At 35.1% G+C, this 25788-nt stretch carries 24 protein-coding genes, 1 tRNA gene and 1 pseudogene; 5 read left to right on the top strand and 21 right to left on the bottom strand.

Annotation, left to right across the window (positions count from 1 at the left end):
* Nucleotides 1-311: 311 nt before the first annotated feature.
* From ACR1PN_RS13115 to ACR1PN_RS13205, 19 genes are all read right to left on the bottom strand, one after another.
* Nucleotides 312-385, bottom strand: a tRNA-Asp gene (locus tag ACR1PN_RS13115).
* A 128-nt stretch (nt 386-513) separates the two neighbouring features.
* On the bottom strand, nt 514-831 hold the full coding sequence (gene trxA / locus ACR1PN_RS13120) for a thioredoxin (RefSeq protein WP_027379107.1): 318 nt from the start codon (nt 829-831) through the stop codon (nt 514-516).
* 75 nt (nt 832-906) lie between these two features.
* Nucleotides 907-2082 (bottom strand): cysteine desulfurase family protein, encoded by a 1176-nt coding sequence (locus ACR1PN_RS13125; RefSeq protein ID WP_433980403.1) that lies wholly within the window; start codon nt 2080-2082, stop codon nt 907-909.
* Nucleotides 2083-2085: 3 nt separating this feature from the next.
* Nucleotides 2086-2544, bottom strand: coding sequence for a hypothetical protein (locus ACR1PN_RS13130; RefSeq protein WP_378181867.1), 459 nt, complete (start codon nt 2542-2544; stop codon nt 2086-2088).
* Nucleotides 2545-2568: 24 nt separating this feature from the next.
* Nucleotides 2569-3156 (bottom strand): HAD family hydrolase, encoded by a 588-nt coding sequence (locus ACR1PN_RS13135; protein ID WP_378181870.1) that lies wholly within the window; start codon nt 3154-3156, stop codon nt 2569-2571.
* Nucleotides 3157-3215: 59 nt separating this feature from the next.
* Nucleotides 3216-3941, bottom strand: coding sequence for an SDR family NAD(P)-dependent oxidoreductase (locus tag ACR1PN_RS13140; RefSeq protein WP_378181873.1), 726 nt, complete (start codon nt 3939-3941; stop codon nt 3216-3218).
* 1 nt (nt 3942) lies between these two features.
* Entirely contained in the window at nt 3943-5259 is a 1317-nt protein-coding gene (locus ACR1PN_RS13145) for an FAD-binding oxidoreductase (protein WP_378181876.1), read from the bottom strand.
* Nucleotides 5260-5262: 3 nt separating this feature from the next.
* On the bottom strand, nt 5263-6174 hold the full coding sequence (locus ACR1PN_RS13150; protein WP_378181879.1) for a decaprenyl-phosphate phosphoribosyltransferase: 912 nt from the start codon (nt 6172-6174) through the stop codon (nt 5263-5265).
* A 110-nt stretch (nt 6175-6284) separates the two neighbouring features.
* On the bottom strand, nt 6285-6974 hold the full coding sequence (locus ACR1PN_RS13155; RefSeq protein WP_378181882.1) for an OmpA family protein: 690 nt from the start codon (nt 6972-6974) through the stop codon (nt 6285-6287).
* Between the two features lie 18 nt (nt 6975-6992).
* Nucleotides 6993-7490, bottom strand: coding sequence for a lipocalin family protein (locus tag ACR1PN_RS13160; RefSeq protein WP_433980404.1), 498 nt, complete (start codon nt 7488-7490; stop codon nt 6993-6995).
* A 126-nt stretch (nt 7491-7616) separates the two neighbouring features.
* Nucleotides 7617-9293: a S8 family serine peptidase gene (locus ACR1PN_RS13165; protein ID WP_433980405.1), complete on the bottom strand. Its 1677-nt coding sequence runs from the start codon at nt 9291-9293 to the stop codon at nt 7617-7619.
* 6 nt (nt 9294-9299) lie between these two features.
* Nucleotides 9300-9908, bottom strand: coding sequence for a WbqC family protein (locus tag ACR1PN_RS13170; protein ID WP_433980406.1), 609 nt, complete (start codon nt 9906-9908; stop codon nt 9300-9302).
* Between the two features lie 64 nt (nt 9909-9972).
* Nucleotides 9973-11613 carry a signal peptidase I gene (gene lepB / locus ACR1PN_RS13175; protein ID WP_433980407.1) on the bottom strand — a complete coding sequence of 547 codons (1641 nt, stop codon included), beginning with the start codon at nt 11611-11613 and terminating at the stop codon, nt 9973-9975.
* 123 nt (nt 11614-11736) lie between these two features.
* Nucleotides 11737-12438, bottom strand: a complete 702-nt coding sequence (gene dapB / locus ACR1PN_RS13180) for a 4-hydroxy-tetrahydrodipicolinate reductase (RefSeq protein WP_433980408.1) — start codon at nt 12436-12438, stop codon at nt 11737-11739.
* A 33-nt stretch (nt 12439-12471) separates the two neighbouring features.
* On the bottom strand, nt 12472-13113 hold the full coding sequence (locus tag ACR1PN_RS13185; protein ID WP_433980409.1) for a DUF5683 domain-containing protein: 642 nt from the start codon (nt 13111-13113) through the stop codon (nt 12472-12474).
* Nucleotides 13114-14004, bottom strand: a complete 891-nt coding sequence (locus tag ACR1PN_RS13190; protein ID WP_378181903.1) for a ParB/RepB/Spo0J family partition protein — start codon at nt 14002-14004, stop codon at nt 13114-13116.
* A gap of 56 nt (nt 14005-14060) precedes the next feature.
* Complete coding sequence (locus ACR1PN_RS13195) at nt 14061-14834, bottom strand: ParA family protein (RefSeq protein WP_378181906.1); 774 nt, start codon at nt 14832-14834, stop codon at nt 14061-14063.
* 165 nt (nt 14835-14999) lie between these two features.
* On the bottom strand, nt 15000-15842 hold the full coding sequence (locus ACR1PN_RS13200; protein WP_433980410.1) for an energy transducer TonB: 843 nt from the start codon (nt 15840-15842) through the stop codon (nt 15000-15002).
* Between the two features lie 580 nt (nt 15843-16422).
* Nucleotides 16423-17709: an adenylosuccinate synthase gene (locus ACR1PN_RS13205; RefSeq protein WP_433980411.1), complete on the bottom strand. Its 1287-nt coding sequence runs from the start codon at nt 17707-17709 to the stop codon at nt 16423-16425.
* A 177-nt stretch (nt 17710-17886) separates the two neighbouring features.
* Here ACR1PN_RS13205 and ACR1PN_RS13210 point away from each other — a divergent pair, with 177 nt between their 5' ends.
* The 4 genes and pseudogenes from ACR1PN_RS13210 (at nt 17887) to ACR1PN_RS13225 (ending at nt 21542) form a co-directional block, all read left to right on the top strand.
* Nucleotides 17887-18669, top strand: a complete 783-nt coding sequence (locus tag ACR1PN_RS13210; protein WP_433980412.1) for an FRG domain-containing protein — start codon at nt 17887-17889, stop codon at nt 18667-18669.
* A gap of 6 nt (nt 18670-18675) precedes the next feature.
* Nucleotides 18676-19800 carry a DUF262 domain-containing protein gene (locus tag ACR1PN_RS13215; protein WP_433980413.1) on the top strand — a complete coding sequence of 375 codons (1125 nt, stop codon included), beginning with the start codon at nt 18676-18678 and terminating at the stop codon, nt 19798-19800.
* 333 nt (nt 19801-20133) lie between these two features.
* Nucleotides 20134-20994, top strand: a pseudogene (locus ACR1PN_RS13220) (alpha/beta fold hydrolase).
* On the top strand, nt 20991-21542 hold the full coding sequence (locus tag ACR1PN_RS13225; protein ID WP_433980414.1) for an AAA family ATPase: 552 nt from the start codon (nt 20991-20993) through the stop codon (nt 21540-21542). Before ACR1PN_RS13220 ends, ACR1PN_RS13225 begins: the two are co-directional and overlap by 4 nt.
* A 147-nt stretch (nt 21543-21689) precedes the next feature.
* Here the strand turns inward: ACR1PN_RS13225 and abc-f are convergent, their stop codons facing one another.
* Nucleotides 21690-23279 (bottom strand): ribosomal protection-like ABC-F family protein, encoded by a 1590-nt coding sequence (abc-f, locus tag ACR1PN_RS13230; RefSeq protein WP_433980415.1) that lies wholly within the window; start codon nt 23277-23279, stop codon nt 21690-21692.
* A gap of 273 nt (nt 23280-23552) precedes the next feature.
* Nucleotides 23553-24470: a LysR family transcriptional regulator gene (locus ACR1PN_RS13235; RefSeq protein WP_433980416.1), complete on the bottom strand. Its 918-nt coding sequence runs from the start codon at nt 24468-24470 to the stop codon at nt 23553-23555.
* Between the two features lie 294 nt (nt 24471-24764).
* On the opposite strand from ACR1PN_RS13235, the gene ACR1PN_RS13240 reads away from it, so the two are divergent.
* Nucleotides 24765-25547, top strand: coding sequence for an alpha/beta hydrolase (locus tag ACR1PN_RS13240; protein ID WP_433980417.1), 783 nt, complete (start codon nt 24765-24767; stop codon nt 25545-25547).
* Nucleotides 25548-25788 lie beyond the last annotated feature (241 nt).

The following is a 25788-nucleotide window of genomic DNA, read 5'->3' on the forward strand; positions in this document are numbered from 1 at the left end:
AGTACAAATATGAAAAATTAAGAATCTTAAAGTATGGTGAACTTTTCGGATGTTAGAATAATTTCGGAAATCATGTTCCTGAATATAATCAGAAGCATAAAAATAAAAAACTACAAATCAATTAAATAAGATTCAAATTAATTGATTTTTTTTTAAAATATAGTAAAGTAAAAAATCAACAATTAGAGAATATTATGTTAAATGAGAAGTCATTTTTCTTGTTAAACAATTAAAAATAAATGCACTTTCAGAAAAATTTAAAGAAAATTGAGAATAAAAAAAGCAGTAAAATAAGATTTACTGCTTTTTTGCGATCCGGACGGGACTCGAACCCGCGACCTCCGCCGTGACAGGGCGGCATTCTAACCGGCTGAACTACCGGATCTTTTTACAACTTCAGAATTATCTTCCGTTATTGTGATTGCAAAAATACAACTTTTTAGCAATTTCGCAAACCTTTAGAAATAAAAAATGCTTCCCAAATTGGAAAGCATTCATTATCAAAATAATTTTTTATAAGTGTGCGCTTAATTTCTCAGCGATTACCTCTTTCGGAGCTACACCAACCAATTTATCAACTACCTCACCATTCTTGAAAATAAGAACTGTAGGGATATTTCTGATTCCGTATTGCATAGAAATCTCCTGGTTGTTGTCTACATCTACTTTTCCTACCACAGCTTTACCTTCAAAATCTGTTGCAACTTCTTCGATGATCGGTCCTAAAGTTCTGCACGGTCCGCACCATACTGCCCAAAAGTCAACCAACACCGGTTTGTCTGATTTTAAAACCGTTTCCTGAAACGAGCTGTCTGTAATTTCTAAAGCCATTTTTTATATCTTTTAATTATTATTAATACTCTTCTTTATTTTCTTATTCAAAATTACCACTTTAAAATGAAAAGCCTATCTATGCTCAACATTTGTATTTTCTATAACGAAGTCTTTAGAAATTTCTTTTAAGGCATTTACTAATGAATCAATATCATTTTTGGTAGTCATATGGCTGAAAGATACTCTCAAAGGAGTGCAATGATCCATCTCATCTTCAGATAAAATCATCATCATGACCATTGAAGGTTTTGAAGCACCTGATGAACATGCACTTCCCTGCGAAACAGCTATTCCTTTCATATCAAGCTGTAATCCGATCAAAGGATTTTTATAAGGAAGCAAAAGGCTTACCACTGTATACAAACTGTTTTCAGCTTCTGAACTTCTTCCATTAAATTTCACTCCTGGAATTTCTTCTGCTATTCTTTCAATTGCATACTGTTTGATATTTTGTATGTGTTGAGTATAAGCTTCCATATTGTTTAACGAAAGTTCTAAAGCTTTGCCCAAACCGGCAATACCAGCAACATTTTCAGTTCCTGCTCTCAAACTTCTTTCCTGAGGTCCGCCTGTAATAATCCCTTTTAATCCGGTAGCTTTTCTGATAAATGCAAAACCAATTCCTTTAGGACCATGAAATTTATGGGCACTGCAAGATGCAAAATCTACAGGAATATCTGACAAATCAAGATTCATGTGCGCCATGGTCTGAACTGTATCTGAATGGAAAAGCGCATTATTTTCTTTGCAGATTTGCGCTATTTTTTTGATATCAACGATATTACCGATTTCATTATTGGCATGCATTAAGCTTACCAATGTCTTTTTATCTGAATTCTTAAGCAGCTCTTCTAATTTTGCTAAATCAATATCCCCTTTCTCATTGGGCCGAATGTAAACAACTTCAACTCCTTTTCTGTTTTTCATATCCAGAATGCTCTCAGAAACGCATTTATGTTCCATCGGCGAACTGATGATCCTTTCTACGCCAAGATGTTCAACACATGATTTGATAATCATATTGTTGGACTCTGTACCACAAGAAGTAAAGATAATCTCTGCCGGAGTTACATGTAGATAATCTGCAATTTGCCTTCTCACATTCTCTATCGCAATTTTAGCTTCCTGTCCGAAACTGTGCGTAGAAGAAGGATTCCCGAAATTCACTTTCATGGTTTCAACCATTGCGTCGATTACTTCTTCTGAAAGCGGCGTGGTTGCAGCATTATCTAAATATATTTTATTCATTTCTTATTTTGTAGGATTTAATTGTACCGATGTGAATTTATAACTGGATGGAACCGAGAAAATGAACCAAGGATTCGAAAGCGCCTGAATTTCCATTCCTCCTGATTCATACACAGGAACTTCCACATACAATACATTATTTTTTACGGAAAGGCTTTTTATTTCTCTGATCGTATGTTCACCTGATCTGAATCTTCCCAAATTATATAAAACAACTTTTTTATCATTCGGAAAAACAGGAATATCCATGACAGGTTGCATGCCGGCAGAAGCAAATTTATCAGTGATTTCCTTTTCAAGTTCTTTCTGATTGTTTATAATTTTAAAACCTGCTTGCTCCGCTCCACCGTTTGATTGCGAAGCAAGAATTTCACTTGTGTTCTGCATATTTCCTGTTTTTTGTGCAGTAGTGACTGTACAACTCATGATGATTGCAAAGCACAAAATTAGCAGTCTGTTCATTTTACATTTATTAATCTTCCAAAATTAATGAAAAAATTGGTAATGACCTTCATTTGCCCATTTAAGCATTGGTCTATCACTTGAAGTATCGCCGAAAGCTATGATTTTATCGTACTTGTCATCAGAAATTTCCTGCTTAATTCTTACCAGTTTTTCTTTTCCGTTGCAATTTTTACCTATAAAATTTCCTGTAAAAATACCATTACTAAACTCCGCTCTTGTAGAAACGAGCTGCATTTGAAGTTTTTCAGCAAAAGGTTTGGTCCAGATATCCAGAGAGGCAGTTACCATAAGACTTTTTGTATTTTCGCGATCCATATTAGAAATAAAATCTAAAGCATTCTCCCGTACAATCTTCGGATAATTTTCTTCAAAAAATTGCCGTGCTTTTTCTTCTATTTTAATCTGTGGTTGCCCTTTCAGGATTGATCCTATGAAGCTTTTCTTTACTTTTTCCGTTTCGGCGAGCTTTAATTTTAAAAGGATGAACAACGGAATATGCTTCAAAAACTGCACACGGAATTTTGAGGGATTGTAAAATTTAAGATACATAAACATCGTATCTTTATAAGTAATAGTTCCGTCAAAATCAAAACAATACAATTTTTTCATTCTATTTTCCGTTTTTTAATATTAACGCAAAGGTCGTAAAGATATTTTGATTATTTTTTCTAAAGCTTCAGTTTTTTAAATATAAACTCAGGAATATTTCTGATGATCAACATGATAATGCCCCAAATCGGCAAAACGTATGCGACATTCTTTTGTTTTTTGAAAGCTTTATAAATACATTCTGCCGCCTGTTTCGGAGTTGCTGTTAATTTTGGATTTAATGGTAAACCTTCTGTCATTTTTGTTGCCATAAAGCCGGGCTTGACTGTCAAAACATGAACTTTCTTTTCAAAAAGATAATTTCTGAGTCCACTCAAATATGCCGTAAATGCAGCTTTTGCACTTCCGTAAATGAAATTGCTCTGCCTTCCGCGATCACCAGCAACAGACGAAAGTCCAATAATGGCTCCCGATCTTTTACTTTCAAATTTCTGCGCAAAATAATTAATTACAGGAACTAATTTTGAATAATTAATATCGATAATTCTTTCTGTATTTTTATTATCATACAAACCTTCTTCCGTGCCTTCTCCCAAATAACCGGTCGCACAAAACAACAGATTTGAATTAATATTTTCGAATTCAGAATAGTTGATTGTTTTAGTTAAATCGAGCTCTATTACCTCCGAAAGCTGCAGAAATTTCACATCGATATGTTTCGCAAAACGTTCTGTTGCTTCTTTATGTGATGTGAAAAGATAGATTTTTTCATATTTTTCGCCTTCCTGCAATGCCTTTTCCACAAAAGCCTGTGCCACTTCAGATGTACTTCCGAGAACTATCATTTTACTTGTTATTTAAGATTCTTTTGTGCTGCAAAGAGACAAATTTTGAACTTTCTACATTCTTCAGGTAATCTGTCAACGAAGATTTGCTCATGCTGTCTTTCGTTAAATAGATCTTCCCGTTGTATTCTTCTACAATCGCATCCAGCTTTTCTACGAGTTTTTTTAGTTTTGAATTTACTTTAAAATCCAGAGCCAGTGAATATCCTTCAAAAGGGAAAGAATTGTAAGCCTGAGGATTTTCTTTGCCATATAATTTTAAAACGGCTAAAAATGAAGCATTTCCATTATCGGCAATGGTCTCAAGGATTCTTTTCATTCCTTCCTTGCCAGATGCTTTAGGAATCATCATCTGATACTGAATAAATCCTGCTTTTCCGTAAATTTTATTCCAGTCATTTACAAAATCCAGTGGATAAAAGAATGTATCATAATCTACAAAATTTTTAACCTCTTTTTGAGTCTGCTTTTTATAATACAGCCAGTTGAAAATCTTTACCGTCAGTCTATTCAACACAAAGTTGGGAAAGTAAAACGGAACTGTTGGCGAGAATTTCTTTTTCAGCCTTAAAGGATTTTCTGAAAATTTCTTGGGAAGTTCATGAGCAAAGGCGTGCTCACCCTTCATCAGAATGCTTCTTCCTATATTTTTACCTTTTTGAAGGCAATCGATCCATGCAACAGTGTACGTCCAGCTTTCACTTTCTTCGAAAAGCCTGAATATTTCATCAAGATTTTCCGCTTTTGTGCTTTCCTGGCGAATATATGCAGTTTCTATATTTTTCAGTTTAAATCTTGCTGAAAGAATAATTCCAGTCAGACCCATTCCGCCAATTGTTGCCCAAAATTTCTCTGAATTCTCCTGTCGAGAGCAATTAATAATCTCCCCGTGCTCTATCATTAATTTAAAATCAATAACATATTCGGAAAAGCATCCTTCTGCATGATGGTTTTTCCCATGAACGTCGGAAGCAATAGCACCACCTACGGAGATGAATTTAGTTCCCGGAGTGACATAAAGGAAATATCCCTGCGGAACAGAAACTTCCAAAACATCTGACAAAAGAACCCCCGATTCGCATTCAATAATTCCATTTAATCGGTCGAAACTGATGAATTTATTTAATTTTTTAGTTGAAAAAATACTTTCGCCTAAAGACGAGTCGCCGTAGCACCTTCCGTTTCCTCTTGCAATAACTTCATTATGATTCAGTACAAATTCTTTGATCTTCTTATAGCTGTCTTCTGACTTCATTTCTTTTTCCACAATAGGAAAATTACCCCAATTTGTTACTTTTTGTATAAAATTCGGTTTCATAATTTACAGCAAATTAAACTGGTGAATACTTTCCTTAAAGTAAATCAGAATTAAAAATGATACAACCCACAATACCAAAGTAATCTGAATATAACGATCTCTGTACAAAATTTTGGTGGGAGATTCGGTACGGTTGTAAACCAGGGTCTGCTGCAAATACCTTAGAAATGCAAAAACTACAAAAATAACCGTATAGAAAATGCTTGAATGTGACTTCAACTGAACTTCCGGAGAAAGCGTAAACATTAAGTAACAAACAATCGCCAAGGTAACCGAAATCGACAATGTAATATCGGCAAACTGTACATTGTAACCGTCTAAAGCTCTTCTTGTTTTCCCGGAAACCTGTGCATTGATCAGTTCACCTCTTCTTTTACCGATTGCTAAAACCAATGCCAAGACAAAGGTTAACAATATTGCCCACTGAGAAATAAAAATTCCTGTAATATAGCCTCCTGCCTGAACACGAAGAACAAAACCTATTGCAATGATAAAAATATCGATGATCGGAACATGCTTTAATTTAAAAGTATAAGCAAGATTCATCAGAAAATAAAATACAATGATGCACGCAAATTTCCAGATAGAAGTCTGAAGGTAAAAATGAGCAAACAATGTCAGCAAAATATTTATAATCACTAATCCAACCAAAATGCTGATGGCCGTAGATTTTGAAACAGCTCCACTGGCAAGCGGGCGCCTTCTTTTTTCGGGATGCTTGCGGTCTGCCTCGATGTCGTTGTAATCATTCAGAATATAGACAACACCCGCAGCTAAAGAGAATATAATGAATGCAAAAATACTTTTAGTAAGTAAATCTAAATTTTTTACATTACCTGAGAAAAATAGAGGAACAAAAACAAATAGATTTTTCACCCACTGTTCTACACGAAGTAGTTTTAAATATTTTTTCATTTATCTGGTTTCGATTGCAAAAATAACGATTTTCAAAAAATAAATCAGCTATAAAAATACAAAAAAAACCGCTGGAGCGGTTTTTTAAACAATATTTATATGTTAAATGATTACTGACCCTGCTGTGCGTCGTTAATCATTTTCTCATTTGCTGTAATAGCAAATTCTACTCTTCTGTTTTTAGCTCTACCTGCTTCAGTATCATTTGTTGCAACCGGCATCGATTCTCCTTCGCCTAAAGCAAACAATCTACTGGAAGCAATTCCTTTAGAAACCAAATAAGATTTCACAGAATTTGCTCTTCTTTCTGATAGCTTTTGGTTATAATCATCCGCACCTTTGCTATCGGTGTGACCATAAACATTGATATTTGTGTCAGGATTATCAACCAGAACCTGAGCTAATTTATCCAGATTAGCTTTTGCTACTGACGTAAGATCTGAAGAATCGAAGGCAAATGTTACAATGCTTTCATTCATTGTAATTTTGATACCGTCACCTACTCTTTCAACCTCTGCTCCAGGTAAAGTTTCTTTAATATCTTTAGCCTGCTTATCCATTTTACTGCCGATAACATTACCTGCAACACCACCGATAATACCCCCTAAAACAGCTCCTAAAGCAGCATTCTTACCTTTTCCCACATTATTTCCAAGTACACCACCAATAACCGCTCCTGAAGCAACCCCTACTGCGGTACCTCTTTGCTGATGATTAGAATTCTGTACTGCTTCACAGCTTGTTAATAATAAAGCTGATGATAAGAATAATGCGCTGATATATGTTTTGTTAAATTTCATTTTCAAATATTTTTTTAATTATCTTGTGTAATCCATCCCCGTTCTTTCGAAATTGTAAACCACTCGGATTGAGTTTCCTTCGAAAGGAACATTTTGTTCTAAAGAAAACTGATCAGTAGAATTATTAATAACTCTTAAAGTATAACCAGCTGTATTTTGTTTTGCTTTTGTGCCTTCAGCAATTTTTTTAAATGTAAAAGTATCTCCTTTAATATCTGCTTTGATGGCTTGGATAACGCTTGGGCAAGAACCTCCGCCATTTAGTGTATAAGATCCTGAGTAATTATTCGGAATGAATCTCCAGTGACTTCCTACGAAACATTGTGCATCGGCACCTTCATCAAAAGGTTTGATTTTGTATTGTTTATCATAATCAATACTTACAATCTGCCAGTCTCCTTTCATTTTCAGAAATTCGGATCTGACGTTCTGTGCATCCTTAGCCTTTTGAACTGTGGAACAAGACACCGCAAAAAGTGAGGTTCCCACTATACCTGCAAGTAGTAGCTTTTTCATATTGTAGTTTTATTATTTTAACATTAAAGATACCACAAAAAATCATGCCAAATATTAATTATTTTTAAAATAAAAAATCCTGACAAAATCAGGATTCGTTTATTAAATACTCAATCTGTCTGATTATTATCTCTTTACAGATTTCTTAGCTGGTCTTGCTTTTTTTATTGATTTTGGTTTTGAAGTGCTCGATTTTCCGTCATAGAAATTATTGTAAGCATATTCTGCTGCTTTTTTCACATCAATAACACCACCTGCCTGAGATTTTTCACCGAATTCATTTGCGGTACTCAAATTACTTGTTTTTACTAAAGATTCAATGATCTGGGCTGGTTTCAGATTCGGCATATATGCTAATAAAACAGCTGCTGCTCCCGCTGCAACCGGTGATGCCATTGAGGTTCCCTGAAGATATTCATAGCCGCTTTTTGTAACCGTAGAATAAATTTCTTCACCAGGAGCAAAAACGTTCACCATTTTTTTATTGTAATTGGAGAAATCAGCCCTCAGTGCATCGTTTTTGTTAGTACTTGCACCTACAACCATTACGTTATTTACAAATGGCGCAGCATCTGAGATATTTTTAAAATTGGTAGGATAGGCCAAATGTTCAGCAACATCTTCATTCTCATTTCCGGCAGCCTTTACCAAAAGAACACCTTTATCTTCAGCATATTTGAATGCATCCCAAACTACATTTTTTCCAGGAGAAACAGGCTTCCCGAAACTCATATTTAAAATTTTTGCTCCATTGTCTACAGCATATCTGATGGCATTAGCAACATCTTTATCTCTCTCATCACCATTCGGAACCGTTCTTACCGTCATGATTTTTGCAACTTTTGAGGCAACACCATACTGAATCTCTTTTCCTTGTGGCAATCCGGCAATAATACCTGCAACGTGAGTTCCGTGAGTCGCATCGGGGCCTTCATAATGATTGTTTCCATAGATTTTTTCAGAATAATCATCATAATGATCACCAACGATTTCAGCTCTCGGATCATAGCTAAGATCATACTGTTTTGCCATTGGTCCGAAATGTTCCAATGCGCCTTTCATTTCTTCTTTTAGTTTTGTTTCAACTTCAGCAGCTGGTTTTCCTGCAAACTCAGGGCTTCCGGCTATATTAGATAAGATTTCCAGCGCAATAGCTTCTTGTTGAGTAGATGGCTTTTTATTTTTAACCGTTTCAGCAGTCAGAGGTTTTCCTCCCATGATACTTACCATTACAGGAATCGCATCATTAATCATTGTATAACGCTGAAAGCCCTGTCTTGCATCAATACTTTTTTTCGTAAAAAGCTCTTTAGACTTCATGTACATGGCAAACTCTTCCGGCATCTTAGCCTGATTGACTTTATTCTGTGTAGAATTATCACCTTCAAAAATCGGTTTATATTTGGCAACAACTCTAGTCACTTCCATGTTATCGATATCAATATCACCATTTTTACCGCCTATGAAGTTCCAGCCGTGAACATCATCAATATAACCGTTTCCATCATCATCTTTTCCGTTGTTCGGAACTTCGTTTGGGTTTGACCACATATTTTTAACCAACCCCGGATGATCAACCTGAACACCACTGTCTAAAACGCCCACAACGACAGTCTTCGGCTTTAAACCTTTAGATTCTAAAAATTTGTAGGCATTCTCTGTATTTACCCCATAAACCTTGGTAGTAGCAAAGTCTTTATGATACCACGTCATTAAATCTTTATCTTCACTTTTATCTACAGCCTGAGCCGAAGAATAGGTGAAACCTGCCAAAAAAACTGCTGCTAATAATACCTTTTTCATGTAGAATTATTTAATATTTTTAATATAAGTCATCGATTCCGGACCTTTGTTACAGATAAGATCTAAGATCGACAAGTCGGCTAAGAACCCCATTTTGTCGGAAAAGGTCTGATAATATTCTGCCATTTCGTAGTCTGTAGGGCTTTTTGCTGAAAATCGGTCTCTGAAATCGATCTGTTCCGGATTTTTGATATATTCTTCATTCAAAGAGTATGCCTTTTCTGTTTTCAGTATATCCAAAATGATTTTGATGCTTTTTATATTAAAATTTAAAAGAGATTTTTCTTTTGTTTCAAATATTTTTTTCAGTTTTTCTTCATAAAACTCAAAATATGGGGAGCTTTGATAGGCTGTTTTAATAGATTTCCAGTGAAGAGTCTGCCAATCTTCTCTGTATGAAATTTCAATATCTTTAAAAATACGGTTTCCGTTATGATTGATCGGAATGATCAATGAAAGTTTACCGTTTGCTCCATAGATATTGGCGCGGTTTCTATAGGTCTGCTTCGGGAAGTTTTCAAATTGCTCGAAGGTCACCTTATTTTCAGCATTTAAAAATTCTGAAAACCATGAAATAGGTGGTAAATAAAATACCGGTAATAATATATTTTGCATAGTCCTTTATAGAAAAATGAAGTACTTTTTCAAATACTTCATTTTATTTATTTTTTTAGTTGAATTAAATTTCGTCTTCTTTTTTCTTTCCTTTGAATAATTTCATGAAGTATTCCCAGCCGAAGAACAGAATCAGAATCATGGCTGCAATCCACCAGTAAGAAGTTTTGTTGGCTTCACCCGTGTTGGTTGCTTTAAACATTCTGTCCCAACGGATTTTGAACGGAGCCTGATAAGTAGAACTTTGGTCTTTAAAAGCTCCCTGTAAACTCATCCATGTAAACATCGGCTTTCCAACGATATTTTCTTCAGGAACAAAACCAAAGAATCTCGCATCCAAAGAAGCATCTCTGTTGTCTCCCACCATCATGTAATAATCCTGCTGAATGGTATATTGACTGGTTTCTTTTCCGTTGATGAAAATTTTTCCGTTTTTATTTTCCAGCTTATTATGTTCGTATTGAGAAATGATCCACTGATATTCGGGTAAAGTTTTCTCATTTAGTGCTACAACATCTCCTTTCTTAGGAATTTTAAGCGGACCGTATTGATCCTGATTCCAACCACTGTTAATCGGGAAAATAGATTGTGTTGTATCAATTTTTGTTCTTGCCTCATCTCTGTAAGAAACTGCGGATTCTCCTTTAGGCTGAACGTCTTCCTTCATATCAATAACTTGCGGAAGTTTTTTGATTTCAGCAGCTGTTTTATCAGTTAAACCCTGAAAAGCATAGATAAATCCGTTTCCGTTTGGAATTTCCTGTACCGGTAAAAAACCGAATGTGTTGTATAAAGACGGTATATCAAGCTGACTTCCTGTATTGACAATGTATCTGTGCTGAACTTCCTGATCTCCTAAAACCGTTTCCGGTTTTCCGTTCACGAAAAGTCTACCGTTTCTCATCTCAAAAGTGTCTCCAGCAACAGCCACCAATCTTTTTACATAAGGGTCTTTTCTATCAATCGCCGTGTGTACAGAATCCTGAGGATAATTGAAAACAACTATTTCGTTTTTCTGAGGCTTACTGAACTGGAAAATTCTTTGATAAGGTAATTTTATTCCTTCAACATAAGATTTAGGATCATCTTTAGGGTTTCCTGGTTTTCCTGTATCCATAATTGTTCCCTGTAAAAAAGGAATGGCAACCGGACGCATTGGTAGTCTATAACCATAGCTCCATTTATTTACAAATAAGAAATCTCCAACCAATAAAGTCCTTTCCATAGATCCAGTAGGAATCCCGAAAGGCTGCGTTACAAAAACGTGAATGATTGTTGCGAAAACAACCGCAAAAGTAATCGACCCCATAAAGGTATCTTTCTTTTTTGCGCTTTTCTCTTCTTCTGTAAGATACAAATCATTTTCATCTTCAATCTCGGCATCTTTAGAGTAATTTACCGTTGCCATATAGATAAACGGCAAAATCACAGTCAACAACTGATCTTTGAAAAGATTTTTTCCGAATTTTTTCATTAAATACAGATGAAAAACACTCATCATAATAGGACCAACAATCGGTAAATATGATAAAATTGCCCACCACTTCGGGTGCTTCGTTTCTTTAAGTATGATGAAATAATTATAGAAAGGGATAAATGCAAACAGCGGACTGTACCCTAATTTCTTGAACAGTTTCCATGTGGAAATCCCCATCAATACAGATAAAATGAGAACATAAACTGTGTACGTTAAAAAATAATTCATAAATTTTTGTGCCTAAATCTATATATAAATGATTAATGATGATTGATAAATGATAACAGATTCACTACTGACATTTCATCATTCACTCGTATTAGTTTGCAATGTAGGGATTTTGTTACAATTCTAAAGCCCTAAAACGTCTTTCATTGTAAAGTTTCCTTTTTTGTCTTTGATCCACTCTGCAGCAACTACCGCTCCTAAAGCAAAGCCGTTTCTGTTGTGTGCAGTATGTTTGATTTCAATCTCGTCGACTTCACTTCTGTAATACACAGAATGTGTTCCCGGAACTTCATCCTCACGAATGGCAAAAATACCCAATTGCTTATCCTGAGTATCTTCCAGTTTCCATGCTTCGAATTTTGGATTATTTTTAATAATTCCTTCTGCAATAGAAATGGCTGTTCCGCTCGGAGCATCCAGTTTATGAATGTGATGAATTTCTTCCAACTGACAAGTATATTCATCTACATTTTTCATTAAATCTGCCAACTTTTCGTTTAAAGCAAAAAATAAATTCACTCCTAAACTGAAGTTTGAACCATATAAAAATGCAGTTTCATTCTGAACTGCAATATTTTCAATTTCGGGTTTTCTTTCAAGCCAGCCTGTTGTTCCGCTGATTACCGGGATTTTGTTTTCAAGACAAGCTTTAATGTTTTTAAAAGCTACTTCAGGAAGAGAAAATTCGATGACAACATCCGGATTATTAAGGTTTTCAGCAGTCGGAGCTTCTTTTAACCGGGCAACTACATCATGACCTCTTTTCAAGGCAATCTCATCAATGATCTTCCCCATTCTCCCGTATCCAACTAATGCTATTTTCATATATATAAATAGTTATTTCTCTTTATTATTAATTTAAAATCTAAAACTCAAAGCCAAACCTGTTTTGGGAGGGTTCATATTATAATCGTCATAGATTACTGCCGGTGCCAGTGTAAGATCCGGATCTTTACGCCCCTCATACAAATGGGCATCTACGACAGCATCAACAATATTTAAAATATAAATTAAACCTGTAATGGCAATGGCATAATCTCTTTGTCTCTTTGAGCGGTCTTGTGCATTTCCCAATGCAGTGGCGTCCAAGTTCGGATATTGCGTAAGAAATTCGTTGGGTGTACCGTTCAGTTTTGCAATATAATATTCACGGTATTCTTTATAACGATTCTGGTTCCAGATCGCTATTCCCACACCCGTTCCTACCGCTCCCCAAACAATGGGAACTTTCCAGTATTTTTTGTTGTAAACCTGACCCAATCCCGGAAGAACAGCCGAATAAAGACCCGCTTTCGTAGGATTAAGTTTTTTTACTTTTAATATGGATGCAGGAGCGTTTGCCTTTTCTATTTTTTGTATTACTTCTGCAGGAGCCTGCGGTTTTGCAGCCGGAATACTGTCTGTAGCATAATGCTCTAACCTGACGGTGTCTCTCGGATTGATCTGTGAAAAAATCAACCCTGAAAAAAGAAGGAAAAAAGTAAAAAGTACGTTTTTCATTTATTTAATATGAGAAAGAATATATTCCAGCTCATCTTCATTTTTAAAGTCTAAAACAATTTTGCCTTTTTTGCCGGTACCGGTTGTTTTTATTTCAACTTTTACGTCAAGAATATCTGCAATTGTTTTCTGGGCTCTTTTGTAATTGTTAGAAAGCTCTGCTTTTGCTCTTTTTGCAGCGGGAGTTTTCGGATTTTTTATGGCAGCTGCAGCTTGTTCAGACTGACGAACATTCAGTTTTTCTTTTATAATTAACTCGAATAAGGTCTGCTGATGCTCTTCGTTTTCCAAACTGATGATTGCCCTTCCGTGACCCGCAGAAATCTCTCCGCTTCTGATGGCATTCTGAATATCCGGACTTAACCTCAATAATCTAATTGAGTTTGTAATCGTACTTCTGTCTTTTCCAACTCTCTGGCTCAGATTTTCCTGGGTAAGACCAATTTCTTCCAAAAGTCGGTGATACGTCAATGCGATCTCGATAGCATCAAGATCTTCACGCTGAATATTTTCTACAAGAGCCATTTCTAAAAGCTCCTGATCATTAACCAAACGTATGTATGCGGGAACAGTCGTAAGCCCCGCAATTTTACTTGCTCTGTAACGTCTTTCCCCAGAAATAATCTCAAACTTTTCACCGTCTTTTCTCAAAGTAATAGGCTGAATAACCCCTAAATTTTTGATAGACTGCGCAAGCTCGTTTAATGCTTTTTCGTCAAAATAAGTTCTTGGCTGCGTAGGATTCGGATAAATATCTTCAATGGAAACCTCCATAATGTTTCCTACAAAGTTTTCTGCTCCTGCATCTGTTGCCGTATTGACCGTAGCTTTGGATTCTGCACTCAGAATTGCTCCCAAACCACGTCCCATCGCTCTTTTTTTGTCTTTCATTCTATATAAATGATTATTGATTAATGATCATTGATTAATTATCAATACTAATCATTTTAATTTTTTACTAAATTTTCGTTTTTCAATAAAACCTCTTCTGCAAGCTGAATGTATTGAATAGCACCTTTACTTTCAGCATCATAATTCAGGATACTTTCTCCGAAACTTGGCGCTTCGCTTAACCTTACATTTCTGCTGATAATGGTTTCGAAAACCATTTCCGGGAAATGTGCATTTACTTCTTCCACTACCTGATTTGAAAGTCTCAGACGGCTGTCATACATCGTTAACAACAATCCTTCAATATCCAAGTCTTTATTGTGAATTTTCTGGACGTTTTTAATGGTATTTAAAAGCTTACCCAGACCTTCTAAAGCAAAATATTCACACTGAATCGGAATAATGACAGAATCTGCTGCTGTAAGCGCGTTTACGGTAATTAAACCTAAACTCGGAGCGCAATCGATGATGATAAAATCATAATCATCTCTCACCTCCTTCAATGCCTCTTTCAGCATATACTCACGGTTTTCTTTGTCTACCAGCTCAATTTCGGCAGCAACCAAATCGATATGAGAAGGAACGATATCTAAGTTTGGAGTTGTAGTTTTCTGAATACAGTTTCTAGTTTCAACACTGTGTTCCAAAAGATTATAGGTAGAATACTGCACTTCTTCCACACCAAGACCTGAAGTTGCATTTGCCTGCGGATCTGCATCAATGATCAGAATTTTTTTTTCTAAAACGCCTAATGCTGCAGCTAAATTTACGGCAGTAGTAGTTTTCCCTACCCCACCTTTCTGATTAGCGATACCTATAATTTTTGCCATTACTTGAACTTTAAGCTTCAAAAATACACTTTTTTCTCTGCTCTAAGGGAATGACTAAAACGAAAATTGAGTTAAAATATTGTTAATAAGGATTTTAGATATAAAAAAAATTATCCACAAAAAAAATTCTTTGTGGATAACTATCAAGATTCGTTTTCAAGGTAATTAATTATCGAACTTCATTGAAATCGGGAAGCTGAAATAACTTCTTACCGATTCACCTCTTTTATTTTTTCCCGGAATCCATTTTCCTTTAACTGCTTTAATGGTTCTGATCGCCTCCGCATTGAATGAAGCATCTTTTCCGTTTGCCTTGATATTTGAAATGGTACCGTCTTTTTCTACAATAAAAGTTAGTTTTGTACTAACAACATCTTCCGTTTCAAAAGCAGATACATCAAATTTGTTCATTACTTTGGTTCTAAAAGCATTGATCCCTCCTTCAAAATCTGCACTTTTGCTTAATTCAGTACCTTCAACAATTTTATTTGGATCTTCAACAGGTGCAACAGGAGCTATTTTCGGAGGCGCCACTGTTCCCGGACCGGAAATAACTGTCGTAGGAACATTAATCTGTGGAGCCGGAGGAGCTGTAAAGTCATTTTTTACTCCCGCAATTGCGTCATCCGGAATATCTTCTACAATACCATTTTCGTTAGCATTTCTCTTAGGGGTTGCCACCTGAGAATCATACTGTCTTACACTTGGAGGTGGCGGAGTCACTGTTTGTGGTGGTAAAACTTCCGCTGGTGGATCATTTGGTTTATCCACATCAATCATAATTGGCGGGGTTGGATCCTGAATAATTACAGTTTCAGTTGATTTAAAAGCTGAAATCGCTACAGGAATAATAGAAACTGCAGCCAATAAACCAACTCCAATAAAAAATGCTTTGGTTAAAATTCGGTCTGATTCTGTTCTTAATACATAAGCTCCATACGCTTTATTACGGTGCTCGAAAAGGATTTCGTTCAGCCTGAAATCCTGATTGTGTTCTAGGTGTTTCATCACTACAAAAATTAAATTGTTAATATATTATAGATTATCAGTTTTCAATATGTTTTGAAATAATCTTTGAAACAATATCAAAATATTTGCCAAAATTTTACAAAAACCAAATACTTCCTTTAAAATACATGTTAAAGTGTAAATTTTAACTATTTATTGAATAAGGGTTTTGGTGGATGCTGGAAGTTTGATGTTGTTCTTAGTATTTAAAAAGATTTTACTTTGAGAATTGAATTTATAATGGTGCCAAGTTTGAACTAATTTTAATTTTGTTCTGTTATTTGAATTGAAGGTGACATTCTTAGCCCCGATTGCAGCATTGTTTGAGCTCATTTTGTTTTGTTTGGGCGGCGCGGCTTCGCCGCGCCGTCCAAACAAAACAAAATAGCGAGTGCGGAAAGCGGGAAATAGCTTTTAAAAAGAAAGGAAGTTGGAGGATGGATGCTGGAAGTTTACATGATTGAGAATAATAGTTGTTGGTTGATAGTTTTTGGATTGCTTCGTTGCTTTCGCTCCTCGCAATGACAAAAAAAGAGACCGCCAAAATTGACAGTCTCTTTTAAATTATTTAAAAAATTCCTTAGAATAATTCTTTTCTGATGATGTTTTGGCTTCTTTCAGGACCAACAGAAACTAAATAAACATTGATTCCTAAATACTTCTCGATAAACTCGATGTATTTCTGAGCGGTATCAGGAAGTTCATCATAGCTTCTTGCTTTTGTGATGTCTTCTTTCCAACCCGGAAGATCCTGGTAGATAGGTTCGTAGTTGTACAATTTTTCTGTTGAAGAAGTGAAATAATCGATGATTTTTCCGTCTTCAGTTTTGTAATGAGTAACTACTTTCAGGTTTTCAATTCCTGTAAGAACGTCTAATTTCGTAATTACAAGATTATTGATCCCGTTAATCATACAAGCATGCTTCAAAGAAACAAGGTCCAACCAACCTGTTCTTCTAGGTCTACCTGTAGTTGCACCGAATTCTCCTCCGATTTGTCTGATGCTTTCTCCCAATTCGTTGTCTAATTCTGATGGAAAAGGTCCATTCCCCACTCTTGTGCAGTATGCTTTTGCAACACCGATCAAGTTTTGAAGGGAAGTTGGCGGAACTCCTGCTCCTGAACAAACTCCTCCTGTAGATGGAGAAGAAGAAGTAACATATGGATACGTTCCGAAGTCAATATCAAGCATCAAAGCCTGTGCTCCTTCGAACAAAACGTTTTTACCATCTCTGATCGCTTCGTTTAATTCCAGCTCCGTATCAACGATTCTGTCCTGAAGCTGTCTTCCGATCTCTAAATATTCGTTGTAAATCTCTTCAACGTCTAATGTCGGCTTTCCGTAATATTTTTCAAAAAGAGAATTCTTAATTTTTAAGTTTTTCTCGATTTTATCTCTTAAAATTTCAGGATTCAGAAGGTCGATCATTCTGATCCCAACTCTTGCAATTTTATCTTCATAGCAAGGTCCGATCCCTTTTTTTGTCGTTCCGATCTGCGTTCCTCCGTGCTCTTCCTCACGGTAAGTATCCAAAAGAATGTGGTAAGGCATGATGACATGCGCTCTTCTGCTGATGAAAATGTGATCTGTCTTCAAGCCTTTGCTCTCGATCTGATTCACCTCTTTAATGAAAGATTTAGGATTTACCACTACTCCGTTGGCAATGATACACTTCCCTTTGCACTGAAGAACTCCCGATGGAAGAAGGTGTAAAACGAATTTCTCATCCCCTACATAAACCGTGTGACCCGCGTTGTCTCCTCCCTGGAAACGCACAACGTAATCTGATTTTGCCGATAAAACATCCGTGATTTTTCCTTTACCTTCATCTCCATACTGAAGACCTACAACTACGTAAGTTGACATATTTTACTTTTATTTAGATTCATGCAAAATTACTTTTAAAAAATTGGGTGAGCAAATTTGTGGTGGATTTTATTTTTGAGTGGGTGGAAATCATTTAATGAGTCATAAAAATAATTGTTTATCAAGTTTAATATACTTTATTATTTATATATTTGAATTTGAACAATAAAAACATCCATGAATCCTGAAAACATAATTGAAATCAACAGCTTAACAGATTTCGTGCAAGCTGTAAATGATATTAATAAAGATTTTGGCACTACTTGGTTTAGAGGCCACGAAAATTCTGAATATACTTTAACTCCATCTTTATTTAGAAACCCATTTACATGTGATATGGAAAACGACTTTTTAGTACATTTTCAATCAAAATCAATTCCATATCTAAAAAGTTCATTCAATGCAAAAAATGAATATGAATGGTTCTTTTTAATGCAACATTTTGGAATGCCAACTAGATTATTAGATTGGACATCTTCTGCAATTACAGCATTAGCATTTTCTGTTTTTTTTAGAGATGATTCTAACGAAAGTGGAAAACACTATGAAAAAGATATTGATATTTGGTGTTTAGCACCTTTAAAACTAAACAGACTGGCGAACATTTCCGAAACCACAAAAATTCCCAGTATAACATCTGATGATCAAATTCAAGGAGTTTACAAAACTGGATCGAAAGTTCCTACTTATCCGGTTGCAATATTTGGACCTTTAAATAATGAAAGAATAGTTGCTCAGAAAGGCGTTTTTACTTTATATCCTTTTTCAGAAAATATCCCAAAATTAGAAGAAAATGAAAAAGCAAATGAATTTTTAAAAAAAATTACACTTAAGGGACAAAACAAAATAAACCTAGTTAAGAATGAACTAAGTGTTATAGGTATGAGTGAGACATCATTATTTCCTGATTTAAATCACCTTTCTCTTGAGTTAAGAAGAGAGTTAACACAAAATAGTTAATAAGTCATGTATAAAATATATGCTATAAATGAACTTGGCCAACAAACTATTGGTAAGTTATATAATTTAAAAGATAAAATAGATTTCTCTCCGTATTATCAGCGATTCGGAGGAATTTGGCAACCAGAGAAAAAAAAATTATTAATAGATACAATTATTAATGAGTTTGATATTCCTAAGTTTTATTTCAATTATTTTATTGAAACTGATAATCCTCTAAATATAAATAATTCTTTATATGCTGTAATTGATGGAAAACAAAGACTACAAGCTATCTTTGATTTTTTAGATAATAAATATTCTCTTGATAGTTCTTGTAAAATAATTGAAAATGACATAAGCTTAAACAACTATACATTTGATAAATTATTATTAGATTTTCCCTCAATTGCTAAACGTATTATAAATTGTGTTTTAGATGTTATATTTATAGTTACAGATGAAGACGATAGATTAGAAGAAATGTTTTTAAGATTAAATGGAGGTATCGCTTTAACCAATGCCGAAAAACGTAATGCAATAAACAGTTACTTAAACAGAAAAATTCGAGATATAATTTCTGAAAACATTTTTTTCACAAGAAAAGTAAAATTTAAAAATCCAAGATTTCAATATAATGATTTATTAACAAAACTACTTTTTATAGAGTATAATAAAAATTTAGTCAACTTAGGAAATAAAGAATTAGAAGAATTTTTAAGAACCAACGCTCAACCAACCAACCAAGTTGAAGTCCTTATCCAAAATACTTTAAATATCTTGGATAGATTTAATAATATTTTCAGTGATTCTGACAATTTATTGAAAGGTAAGGGAATTATTCCTGTATATTATCAATTTATTAAGTCAAAACATAACGCTTCTCCTGAAAATTTAAATAGTTTTCTAAATGAGTTTGAAAATATAAGAATTAAAAACAGATTATTAGAGAGTCCAAATCCTATTTTACAAGAATTTGATTTTTTTAATCAACAAGGAGTACATATTGAAAAATCTTTAACTTTTAGATTTGATGTTATAAATCAATTCTATAATTATTTTCTAGAACATGGAAGCTTAGACGGATCATTAAATACTATATTTTTTGACGATGATGAAGCGGATGAAATAGATAATTACGACAACTTTTAAAATGATAATAGTTAGTAAAACGCCAATGTTAGCACATTGGCGTTTTACTATTTAAAAACTCAACAAAACCGCACCACACCCCCCAATCTCCTCCAAAAACACCCCATCATGCGAAATAACCACCAAAGTTCCATGATAATCCTTAATAGAATTTGTCAGAATTTCCACATTTTGGAGATCTAAATTATTCGTCTGTTTATCAAATAAAATTATATTGAGAACTTTAGTATTCCATATCTTTGATTAGCATCTAAATAAGTTCTTATGTCAGTATCCCAAACCGCAGCCTACCTTTCATCAAAGGTAAGCAGTGAATCACAGCTTTTTTACACCATGTTTTCTCCGGAAACAGCAAAAGCCACCCTGCTTATTGTTCACGGTATGCAGGAACATAGCGGGAGATATATAGAAATTGCAGAATATTTTGGGGCTCATGGTATTGCTGTATTGACGTATGACCATTTAGGACATGGGAAATCGGTGAAGGAGAAAAAAGACATTGGATTCTTTCAGCTTCAAAAACCGGATGAAAGACTTGTGGCAGATGCAGAAATGATGGCAGATCATCTTGCAGAACAGTAGCCGGAGGTTCCACACTTTATTTTAGGGCATTCTATGGGGTCTTTTATTACACGCTGTCTTCTTCAAAAGGCAGGCAATAAATTTTCAGGAGCTGTCATTACAGGAACCGGAGGACCTTTACCGGGGATAAACGTATTAAGAGCTTATTTATCATTAGCCAATATCGTTGCACCTCGTTATCGTACTTTTTTGAATTCCGTTTTTACGAGTGTGAATAACAAGCATTTTAAAAAGGATAAAAATTTTAGCGATACCAGCTGGCTCAGTATAAATCCTGAAAACCGAAAAACTTTTGAACAGGATGAACTTTGCGGAATCCCGTTTACCCATAATGCTTTTTACACTTTATTTACCATTTATAAAAAAGCAACTGCAAGAGACTGGGCTTCTTCCATTCCCAAATCATTTCCTTTTTTATTCGTAAGCGGGAAGAATGATCCCATTGGCGATTTTGGAAAAGGTGTAATGCATACGGTCAGCCACTTAAAAGCTGATGGTTTTCAAAATGTAGACGTAAAGATCTATCCGGATATGCGCCATGAGATTCTGAATGAGGAAATACGGGAAGAGGTACTGAACAGGATTTATAACTGGATGGTAACAAAATTATGAGACTCCATATTTTCGGAGCTTCAGGTTCCGGCGTTACCACTTTAGGAAAAGCACTGTCTGAGAAACTCGATATTGAATACTTTGACAGTGATGATTTTTTCTGGCTTAAAACTGAAGTTCCTTTTACAGAAAAACAGAATCCTGAAATAAGGAACACTATTGTTTCGGATAAACTTCATACTACTGAAAACTGGATTTTCGGAGGTTCTATCATTCATTGGGGTGAAAATATATTTCCAGCATTTGACCTGATTATTTTCCTCTATCTTCCTCCTGAAATACGAATGGAAAGACTGAAAAAAAGGGAATATGAAAGATATGGTGATGAAATTTTCACTCATCCTGAAAAAACTCAAAAATATCAGGAATTCATGGAATGGGCTAAAGATTATGATTACAATACCGGGATTGCCAACAGAACTTTAAAGGCTCATCTCGAATGGCTGTCTGAGATGAATATTCCTTTCATTGAAATTTCAGGGGATTATGAACTACAACAAAAGATGGATATGGTTCTGGATGCAATCAACAGGAAAAGTGAAAAATAGAAAGCGAAATCCCGGTTATAGTCAGCCGGGATTTTTTATGATAAGTTTTGGCTAAAGCCGAAGGATTTCTAATCTTATTGATAGACGGGCTAAAGCCCGCCTCCACTGAATGTCTGATTGATTCTGTACAATTTGCAAATACAATCATTAATTCAGCGATAATTCCCGGTCTATGCCAATTTCTTCCAGAAAAACTTCATCGTGGGAAATCACCAGCAGGGTTCCTTGATAATCCTTAATAGAATTCGTCAGAATTTCTACATTTTGGAGGTCTAAATTATTCGTCGGTTCATCAAGTATCATCATATCGGGTGCTTTATTGCTGATGGAAAGCCCACACAGTAGCAATCGCAGGCGTTCTCCGCCACTCAGAACATCACATTTTTTGCCCCAGGTTTCCTTTCCGAATAAAAATCTTGACAATAAGGTTTTCACTTCAGATTCCTGCAACGCATTATCGTTGAACTGTTGGGCAAAATCGTAAACTGTTGCCTGTTTATCAATCAAAGAATATTCCTGATCAATATAAATTGTCTGAAAATCCGATTTAGAAATCTTCCCAACAGAAGGCTGCAAATCTCCCAACAAAAGCTTGATTAAAGTCGTTTTTCCGGAACCGTTCGAGCCTTTAATAGAAATTCTGTCACCACTTCGGATTTCAAGATTGAGATTTTCTTTCCAGAGATTTTCTTTGTCATATTTAAAATTAATTTCCTCTGCTGAAATCAGAATTTTCCCCGAATGCAGATTCGAATCATTAAAATTCACTTTCATCTGATCCGCATTTCTCACCGACGAACGCAAATCCCGCAAATCCCCGGAAATATCATTGATTTTCTCGGCATGAACAGATTTTAATTTCGAAGAATTTTTCTCGGCATTATTCCGCAGCGTATTCATCATGATTCTCGCCACGCCCGATTTCTCCTGTTTTCCTTTTCCTCGTGCATCGAGTTTTTGTTTTCGTTCCAGTGTTTCGCGCTCTTTTTCTTTTGCCTTTTTCAGGGCGCGTTCTTTGGAATGAATATCGTTTTGCAAGGCTTCATTCTCGATTTCTTTCTGTTCAGCATAAAAATCATAATTTCCGCCATACGTCGAAATTCCCTGATTGCTTAATTCGAAAATAGTGTCAACCAAATTCAGTAAAGCACGGTCATGACTGACAATCACAACGGTTGAATTTGTTTTTTCAATAAAATCATACAACAAATTTCGACCTTCCAGATCAAGATGATTAGTCGGCTCATCCAGTAAAATAATTTCAGGTTGATTAATTTGAATTCCGGCCAGAAAAACCTTTGTTTTTTGTCCGCCACTCAGGCTTTCCAATTTTTGATTTAAATCTAAATTTTCGAGTTTCCAATATTGTAAAGCATTTTGACAACGTTCTTCGATGTCCCAATCATCATTCAACGTTTCAAAATAAATTTCATCCACTTCCCCATTCGTGATTTTTTGAAGCGCATCGAGCTTTTTATCGATTTTCAAACATTCAGCAACCGTTAAATCATTAAAATTTCCAAACATCTGCGGAACATAAAACAAATCACCCTGAATATTGACGTTGCCTTCCAAAGGTTCAATTTCATTCGCTATGATTTTCAGCAAGCTAGATTTTCCCATGCCGTTGCTTCCAACCAAAGCCGATTTTGAGTTTGATTGTATCGTTAAGTTGATAGAATTAAATAGCAGATTTCCCGCTGGAAACCCAAAGGATATATTTTGTAAAAAAAACATGATTTCTTTCTGTAATTAAAGTTAAAACTGCAATAACCTCGCTCGTTATTGTCTAAAAAAATCTGAAAGAAACTGTATCCTACATCCTGTTATTTTGGGTTTTGTGAGTTGCAAAGATATGGAAAATATTTTTTGTACTAATTGAAAAATCTCTCTACGTCCATTTTGTAATCCGTAGAAATCTAAGCAATTAATAAATTCATAAGAAAAAATTAGGTTCCACACTCCATTTCGTTTCGCTCTGAATGACAAAAGTGCTGTTAAATAAATAAACTAAACCATCAAAGTCTCATCCTTACTCATCACTTTTCTGAATAAACTTTTGATATAATCAATTTCTTCAGCATAATTGGTCTTCTTTCTGCATCCGAAATACAAAGTATTTTCTAATTTTTTCTCACCTTCCCAAATCAGTTTCACCTCGCCGCATTCAATTTCATTTTTGCATAAAAAATCCGGAACAACAGCCAATCCTGTACCCCCTTTCAGACATCGGATGATTGAATTTAAATTCGGAACGATATAATTCGGACGGAAATTCGGCTTATGCCCAAAATTCAGGATCCAGAACTGGAAAAGATGTTCCATGTCTCCCGTTGTTCCGTACCATTTTTCCTGTTTCAGCCATTCCTCGACGTGTTCTAAACCTTTTGTGGCAACGACCTCATTGAAACTTTCGGTATCAACATTTTTTCCGCCAACTAAAATAATCTGCTCTGAAGAAAACGGTTCGTGTAAAATATTAGGCGAAGTCCCTTTTTTAGGGGTAATGATTAAATCTAAAATCCCTTTATCCAACTGATCCAGCATTTCAGGATATTCACCGAAACTGATAATCAAATTAAAAGGCAAAGTGGAAACATACTGCTCCAAAGTCGTCTGAAACGTCTCAAAACACATTCCCACACTTATTGTCGGTGTGTGTTTTTCGGTAGATTTTTGGAAGTTCTTTTCAACATCTTCCAGTTTTGTCAACGGTTCAGAAACCGCATTGAACAACACTTTTCCTCTTTCCGTCGGAATCATTTTCCTTCCGGTTCTGTCGAATAATTTATATCCTACGTACGCTTCTAAGGAGCTTAAATGCAAACTTACTCCGGGTTGTGAAATAAACAGTGAATCTGCAGCTCCTGTCAATGTTCCGGTCTTATAAATTGCTTTAAAAGTTCTGTACCATTCAAGATTTACCATGATGTTAATTTGTGAATTATAAATTGTCAAATTGTTCCGCTGCGAATTTGCATTAAAGCTTCTGTTTTAATTTGTAGAAGTTCATCGCTCATTCATTATATTTCTAATGCAAAATTATAAAATAATCATCATTATAATAATTAAAAAATATTAAAGCACGTCTTACATGTTTCAAAAAAAAATACAGAAAGGAAAAAAGTACAATAAATACGAACTTTTATGTATTTTTTCAAAACACTGACCTCTATATCTTTGCCATAGAATTTTAACAATAACAATCTTAAATTCAATATAATGAAAAAATCATCAGTTTTAAAATCGCTTGGATCAATTTTATCCATATTATTTATTTTAGCAATAACCGTTTCAAATGTTTCTGCGCAATCACAAAAAGTAATCAAAAATGTAGTATTGGTACATGGTGCTTTCGTAGACGGATCCGGTTATAGAGGAATCTATGATATTCTGAATAAAAAAGGATACAATGTTACGGTTGTTCAAAATCCTCTAAGTTCTTTAGCAGATGATGTGGATGCGACAAAAGCTGCACTCGACAGACAAGATGGGCCAACCTTATTAGTTGGACATTCCTACGGCGGCAGTGTTATTACCGAAGCCGGGGATCACCGCAATGTTGCAGCACTGATTTATGTAGCCGCATTCCAGTTAGACAAAGGAGAATCCGCACTGGATTGGGCAAAAACAGAACCCGGATCTCCTAAAAACGGGATTTTACCCGCCGACGAAAAAGGAATTCTTTATTATGACAAAGATAAATTTCATGATGGATTCGCTGCAGATCTTCCGAAAGAACAGACAGATTTCATGTATGCTTCGCAAGGCCGTTTCGCAACAGCAGCATTGGATGCAAAAGTAACCAAAGCTCCTTGGAAAACAAAGCCGTCCTACGGAATTGTAGCCACTCAGGACGAAGCGATATTACCTTCTATCCAGCGCAAAATGTATAAGAAAGGAAACGCCAAAATCACTGAGATCAAAGGAAGTCATGCAGTCTTCATTTCCCATCCGCAGGAGGTTGCTGATGTTATCATCAAAGCTTCGAAAGATGTAAAATAATATTTAATAACACCCGTTGTACATTTTGCGAAATTTTGTTATTAGATCCGTCAGTTTTAGTGTTTTTACGTAACAAGGTGAAGAAAAAATGTATTGAGAACAAATTGATCTTCAAAATTAAAAACTTTCGATACGATTTTTTTCAATAATCTACTCAAATTGACGAAAAACAAATCAAAATGGACAACGGATTTAATAAAAGAAAATCTACAAGCTGTTTCAATTATGAGACAGCTTTTTC

Source organism: Chryseobacterium sp. RLHN22, assembly GCF_051011795.1.
Taxonomy (GTDB): domain Bacteria; phylum Bacteroidota; class Bacteroidia; order Flavobacteriales; family Weeksellaceae; genus Chryseobacterium; species Chryseobacterium zhengzhouense.